Origin of the sequence: Paenibacillus sp. IHB B 3415 (assembly GCF_000802655.2) — a bacterium.
Taxonomy (GTDB): Bacteria; Bacillota; Bacilli; order Paenibacillales; family Paenibacillaceae; genus Paenibacillus_AQ; species Paenibacillus_AQ phytohabitans.
Window position 1 is genome coordinate 40,725 of record NZ_JUEI01000025.1, and the last position, 7,041, is coordinate 47,765.

Annotated in this window: 4 protein-coding genes; all 4 read left to right on the forward strand. The window is 45.1% G+C overall.

From position 1 onward, the window contains the following. Positions 1-28 precede the first annotated feature (28 nt). Entirely contained in the window at positions 29-3,736 is a 3,708-nt protein-coding gene (locus QW71_RS13700) for a family 43 glycosylhydrolase (RefSeq protein WP_039298835.1), read from the forward strand. 398 nt (positions 3,737-4,134) lie between these two features. Next, a complete protein-coding gene (locus QW71_RS13705) occupies positions 4,135-5,994 on the forward strand; it encodes an AbfB domain-containing protein (protein WP_083442542.1) in 1,860 nt (619 codons plus the stop codon). Between the two features lie 293 nt (positions 5,995-6,287). After that, the gene (locus QW71_RS42190; RefSeq protein WP_373604763.1) at positions 6,288-6,605 is read left to right on the forward strand and encodes a transposase zinc-binding domain-containing protein; all 318 of its coding nucleotides are present in this window, start codon (positions 6,288-6,290) and stop codon (positions 6,603-6,605) included. Beyond that, a partial coding sequence (locus QW71_RS13710; protein ID WP_160311805.1) for a transposase occupies positions 6,566-7,041 on the forward strand: 476 nt, incomplete at its 3' end. The genes QW71_RS42190 and QW71_RS13710, both read left to right, overlap by 40 nt.

Here is a 7,041-nt window from a genome sequence, read left to right on the forward strand (position 1 = left end):
ACATTCCGTTATTGGAGGGATGAATAAGATGGTAGGCAAAAAGGTTATCGCATACACTGACACCTCGCAAGAGTGGAAACTTGGCCAGAGTATGCATTTGGCTCTTTATGGAAGCGATAGGCTGATTTCGTTGAACTTTGGATACGGAGTACTATTTGCCCCGGCGCATTACGAAAATACATCTGATTCAAAGGCTGGGGTGACCGGAGGACTGGTAAATCCCTGGATTTTCCGCATGTCGGATGGAACGATCGGCGTTGTGGCACAGAGCACAGAAAGCAGTAGTTATAACCAGGTAGAGGTAAGCGTTGCTGCTTCACCGGGTAAGTTGCTGTTCTGGACGACGACGGATTTGGTGTCGTACGAAAGCAAAGGCTTCTTGACGATCACGGAGGACGAGACGATTTCTAGGCCTCAAGTTACCCGGAAGGCAGACACTTATTATATTTCCTGGGAGGGAGATTGCGGGGAGGTGAAAGTCAGCAGCACCACTGATTTTGTTTCATTCTCCGCCCTTTATGACTCTCCGGTCCCTCGTGACGAGATAAGCGTAACTATAGATAACGGTGATGCGTCGTGTGTTTTTGAACTTACCGATTTGGAGAAAGATTATCTGACCCGGAAGCTGGGTCCGTTGGAGAATACCGGAGTCAATCCGATTCCTGACCTCACGGTAAGGGTAAGAGCAAAGCCTGATTTTAAACATTTGCCCAAACTCACTGCACTGTATAACGATTCGTCTACTGCCGAGAAGAGGGTGGAATGGGATCAAGCAGCATTTGATTCGATTCCTTTTCATCAGCCGGGAACCTATATGATTACAGGAAAGGTCGACATACGGGAATATGCCTGGCCCATGATCACTCAGCGGGCAGATCCGCATGTGGTCTTGTATAAGAACAAGTACTACTTTATTGCTACAGATGACGACCTGCAGGAGCGTTTATACATTCGTGTTTCTGATACGCTGGAGGGGATAGCCGACGCACCGGATCACCTTATTCTGAATCGGAATCCATCCGGCGATATGTCAGGGCTCTTCTGGGCGCCGGAACTTCATCTTATAGGCAACAAGCTGTCCATACTGTTTGCCGCCTCAACAGAAAGTTCGCCCGAAAATTGGTGGAGAAACGTCCAGTGCCGAGTAATGCAGCTTGTCGGCAGTGATCCGCTAAGTGCCTCGGATTGGGGACAAGCACAGCGCGTTATGCAGAAGGAATCCAATGTCCCGTTATATAACGGCACTGGTATCACCTTGGATATGACCTATTTCGAGGTGAATGGTACTCATTACTATATGTGGTCACAGCGAGACCTGGCGGAGGGAATGGATTCGGCCAATCTGATGATTGCGGCAATGAATCCCGAGAATCCGGCCTCTATTGCCAGCGTCCCCATTTGCCTCGCCAAACCGCAGTTTGGCTGGGACCGACAGGGAGAAGTAAATGAAGGTCCTTATATGATCAGGCACCATGACGATGTGTACGTAACATTCTCTGGCAGCAACACCGACAACACCTATGCGGTAGGTCTTCTGTCCGCCAAAGCGACTGCTGATTTGCTGCGGCCGGGAAGCTGGAAGGTAACGGGTTATCCTGTGCTTGCGTCCAACCATGTGTCCGGTCAACTCGGTCCGGGGCATAACGCATTTATTAAAGATGAGAACGGAAATGATGTCATGGTGTTCCATGCCAGGCTAAACGGAGAAGAACGCTGCACTGGGATGCGCACTGTGCATTGGGCCTTTGACGGTTCTCCAATTCTGTATATGACGCCGGAACGGGAATTGAAGCCGGAGTTCAGAGCGGTAACTCTCTGTATCCGAGTTGTGGGTGAAAGTGAGGATGTGACCAGTCGCACAGAGGACCTTGCCGATTACAGCAGCCTGCTTACCTATGTCAAGGGTGCGGGCGAAGATGATAATCATGTTTTTGGTGAGCGTGAATCCGCAATGTATGCCGCTGTTCGGCGGACTTGTGAAAGTGACTACACCTTACTCAATAGTGGAAAACCCATCCTGTACCCGGTTAGTAGCTATGCTGCTAATCCAATTGGTTCGGGATTAATGAAGTCGCCCCATCTGTTTCGCAAACCGGATGGAACGTTTGGATTGATTGCGGGAAATAACAACGCCGGAAGCCAGATTTATCTTTGGGATACCGACGATTTAATCGCCTACCGAAATGAACGCCTGCTGCTGTTGAACACCACAGGCATTGATGTTAAGGACCCCTGGGCTATATTCGATGATGAAATTCAGGCTTACCGTATCCGCTGGACAGGAGGAAATGGCCGATTTTATGAGACGCTCACCAACCTCATAGAAATATTGTCAGTTACGGAAATTGAGAATAGAGGCCGGCCATTTGTGCGTAGCCCCTTCCCGGTTGTATCGGGGCCTTTTTCGGAACTGAAATTATCGAAAGTGGAGTATGAGCGAGTTGTTTTGAAATACTCCGGAATTGTCCATACCGCAGTAGAACCTCAGACCGTGACCGTCCGATTTGGAGAGATCGCAGCGCTCCCGGATAAAGTGAAGTGTTGGTACAGTGACGGGTCTTCGAAGCATATGGGGGTTGAATGGGACACAACCCATATCGAATTTCTTACTCCCGGGGTCCACACCTTTAACGGAACAGTCAAGCAAGAAGTTTATGCCGCCCCTTTTATCAAGTATCGTGCAGATCCTTATATTACGAAGGGAAAGGACGGCTATTATTACTTTACTGCAAGTTACCCCATTAACGGTGACGAGGACTCTGAGGGGTATGACCGGATTGTTTTGCGACGCTCGAAATCGCTGGAGGGACTTGGCGGAACCGTTAACCTGGATGGCAGCGTCAGGGAGGAAGTACATGAGATTGTAATTTGGGATGAGAAGAAGTCCAATACCAATCACCGCTTTGTCTGGGCGCCTGAGATTCATCAAATACAAGATAAATGGTATGTGTTCCTTACCTCAAGCCGGAGCCAATCTGATATATGGGCGATTCGACCGTCAGTTATTTCCTGCGGAGGCGATGGGGATCCTTTTAAACCAGGGAACTGGGATATGGAAGCGAAATATTGCGAGCCAATGGAAGAGGATATGATAGCTTTTAGCAACTTCTCGCTGGATATGACCTATTTTGAAAGCGGCGGAGAACATTATGTTGTATGGGCTCAGTATGTCGGCCACTCCTGTCTGTTAATCGCAAAGATTGATCCAAATCGCCCATGGGAGCTCACCAGTAAATCTGTAATCCTGTCCACACCGGAATATGCTTGGGAAAAGACGACAGACGGAAATACGATGATTGACGAGGGACCGGCGGTTATTAAGCACGACGGGACAGTCTACTTGGCATTTTCGGCTTCCTCAGTTAATTGGTCTTACTGCATAGGAATAATGACTGCAAGCGAGGGTTCGAATCTTCTGGATCCACAGAATTGGATTAAAAACGGGTATCCCGTGCTGGCGACAGACGATTTGGCAATTCAGTTAGGGCCTGGCCACAACTCTTTTACCGTAGACGAACTTGGTAATCCGGTGATTGTATATCACGCAAGAACTCCTGGTGAGAAAGAGGGATCGGGAAATGGCGGATTAGGTGATCCTGGAAGACATGCCCATATCAAGCGGGTGCACTTTAAGGCAGATGGCGACATCGTGTTCAACATGATGCCGGAAGAAGAACTGAATCCGCATTTAAAGAAAGTAACCTTAAACGTTGTAGTCAAGAATGACGTTAGATAAATGCACATTTTGAAAATTAGACCGAACATTCTGCCTAAAATTCAAGCCTAGTTATTAACGAACGTTTTGAGAAAAGTGTGTTGTCGTTAGCATTACTTTTTCGGATATTGGAACTCATTGTATCATGACACCAAGATCCCATAAGCAATGAGCGATTAATCCTGTTCTTTTCTGGAACAGGAAATCGCTTTAGCATAGCTTTCTCAATCGAATATCTAATAGATTCACTTGTATCCTGAATTTATTGAAAGCGCTTAATTTAAGGGGGTGATGCATGCTTTAAATGTCTATACGGATAGTGTCTTCTGCTGGAATTTGGAAAATGTCGAAAGTAAGGACTTGAGTAGAACGATAATAAAAACTCATTAAAAAGATAATTAAAGGAGATGAAGTGAAAAATGTTAACTATGAGAAGCAGAAAGAATTTAAAGTTTTTGTCCATTCTTATTGCATGTGTGATGTTGTTAGTTACATTGTCGGTATCTTATCCAGCAGAAACTCATGCTGCAACTACTTTAAATACCTATGCAGCGCCTTCAGGGGTTCCACAGGATACAACCTTTAGTGTAAAGGTACGTGTTCCTGGAGGAGCATGGATAGATTTGGATGAATATCAAACTAGAATCGGGGGACCCAGCAGAGCTTCGTTTGCCTCCTTTGTAACTTTCGATAGTAACGGCCCGATAGAAATGTCGGTAACTTATAACGTCGGAACCATATCGTCGGTGAAAATCCGTCCTTCAGCTAAGGGTATTACGCCTAGTATCAGTGGGAATACGGCGACATTTACCGTTCCCGGTCCTATGAAGCTTGTTTTGGATGTTAATGATAATGTAGACAACGATTTGATGATTTTTGCCAATTCACTAGAAACGAATATTCCTAATGCATCAGACCCGAATGTCATTTATTATGGTCCTGGTAATTATAGCGGGGACATTACAGTTCCAAGCGGCAAGACACTGTACCTTGCTGGTGGAGCTGTGGTCAGAGGTGGAATCAATGCGGATGATACTACCAATATCTCAATAAGAGGCCGTGGTATTTTACTCCAGCCTGGCGGAGAAGGTATTTCTGTTGACCGATCAAGCGGAGTTACCATCGATGGTATCATCGTTAATGGCTTTGCTAATTTAAATAGTGGCGGTTACGGTATTGACCTACAGAATTCAAGCAATGTTAACATTAATAATGTAAAACTACTCGCTTATAAAAAGTGGTCAGATGGTATTGATATGATGGCATCAAACGATGTTAGCATTAATGATGTATATATACGTACCGGTGATGATGCCATTGCTGTTTATTCATCACGTCCCGATTTTAATGTTTTTGGCAGCACCAGCAATATCAGCGTTACCAACTCTGTTCTTATGAATGGCCTGGCTCATCCGATTAATGTAGGAACACATGGAAACTATGATAACCCGGATCGTATTGATAAGCTTACCTTTTCAAATATTGATATCCTGACACACAATCCCTTGTATGCAGTAGGGTTCATCTCTGTGACTGCCAGTGATGAGAATATGCTGACCAATGTGTTATTTACGGATATTCGTTGGGAAGATGTGCTCGTGCAAAAGTTTATCGATATCATCACTTACAAAAATGCAGGATACAGTAAGGCTCCAGGCCGAGGAATTAATGGTGTGACGATCAGGAACTTCTCATATAACGGAACCCTTACGGGTACTAACCAGATTTACGGCAATAGTGCCACCCGCATAACTCAAAATGTAATCTTTGAGAATCTGAAAGTCAACGGGAATGTTATAACCAGTGCAAGTGCAGGGAATTTTGCTATCGGCAATTATACCGGCAATATCAACTTTGTACCCGCAGGAGAGGCCTATAACCGGGTTCAGTCGTTCAACTTCCAGACCAGATACATGAGGCATCAAAACTATGTGGGTCGGGTCGATGCAAATGTATCTCCGGTTGCTGATTCGCAATGGAAGATTGTTCCCGGACTTGCCGACCCATCAAGTATTTCTTTTGAATCTGTCAATAAACCTGGCTATTATTTAAGACACTCCACCTACAATATAGCATTGAGTCAAAATGATGGAACAGGTAGTTTTGCACAGGATGCAACGTTCAGGGTGGTAACGGGGTTGGCAGACAGCACATGGTCATCATTCCAATCTTACAATTATCCTGACAGGTATATCAGACATTCCAATAATGTTCTATCCATTCAGCCTATTTCTACAACGCTAGAGAAGGCGGATGCAACCTTTAAGCTGGTCAATTAAATTATTTTTAAGATGGCTTTGATGATATAAATGCTTGAAAAAGGCTGTAGATAACTGCAGCCATGGACGAGACATGAAGAGCTGCACATAATTGAACGAGCTAGTAGCCTGTATTTCGGAACGTTTGTAAAGGGTTAACGGGTTGCAACAAGATAGGTAGTAAGCTCACGACACTATCATAAAGCAACCGACTGAGGTGATTCCTGTATAGTACAGGAGTCATCTTTTTTGTTGTTTAGGAAATTATACAATACAAAAAAATGTGGATAACTCCGAAAAAAAAGGGAGGGGGGATGAATGTGAGAAACCAGGAGACGTTGAAAAAACGAGGAATCATCCGTCAGATTTTAAAAGATCACTTTCATAGATTCATGGAAATGCACGGACATCACCTACTTGAGGGACTTCGTAGCAGTATTACAGAAACGGTGAATAAGGCTATATGTTGTGGTACGCGGGATATGGGCTACGCGCGATATGAATGTAAGGGATGTACGAAAGGAACGCCGGAGCCGGTGTTTATTTGCTTTACCTACAAAAGCCGTTTTTGTCATGGATGCGGAAAAAATATATGGATGAATGGGCAGAAAAGCAGCAGGAACGTATCTTGAATGTGCCTCACCGCCATTTGGTTTTTACAGTGCCGGAGGAATTGCGTAAGGTGTTTTTTCAAGACCGGCGTAAGTTAAATGAACTGAGTAACCAAGTGGCCAAAGTGATTCAGTATTATCACCGGCGAAAAAATAAAAGTAAGAGATACGAAGTGGGTGTCATTACGGTAATTCATACGTTTGGCCGTGATGTAAAGTTTAACCCACACATCCACTCGCTCATTACAGAAGGAGCGTTGGACCGGAACAAGGAGTGGAGAAAAACAGAGTTCATCTCGTATGAGTACTTGCGAAAGTCGTGGCAAAAGCTACTGCTGGATCTCATGGTGAAATGGTATCTAGAAGAAGAACGAGTAAGGAGACTGGTGAATCAGTTGTACCAGCGCTACCCGAAGGGGTTTTACGTGAATGCGGAGCAACGGATGAAAGATGCGCG

Excerpts from the sequence above, each read along its gene's own strand:
- QW71_RS42190 (WP_373604763.1), top strand. The coding sequence starts at position 6,288 with ATGAATGTGAGAAACCAGGAGACGTTGAAAAAACGAGGAATCATCCGT.
- QW71_RS13705 (WP_083442542.1), top strand. The coding sequence starts at position 4,135 with ATGTTAACTATGAGAAGCAGAAAGAATTTAAAGTTTTTGTCCATTCTT.
- QW71_RS13700 (WP_039298835.1), top strand. The coding sequence starts at position 29 with ATGGTAGGCAAAAAGGTTATCGCATACACTGACACCTCGCAAGAGTGG.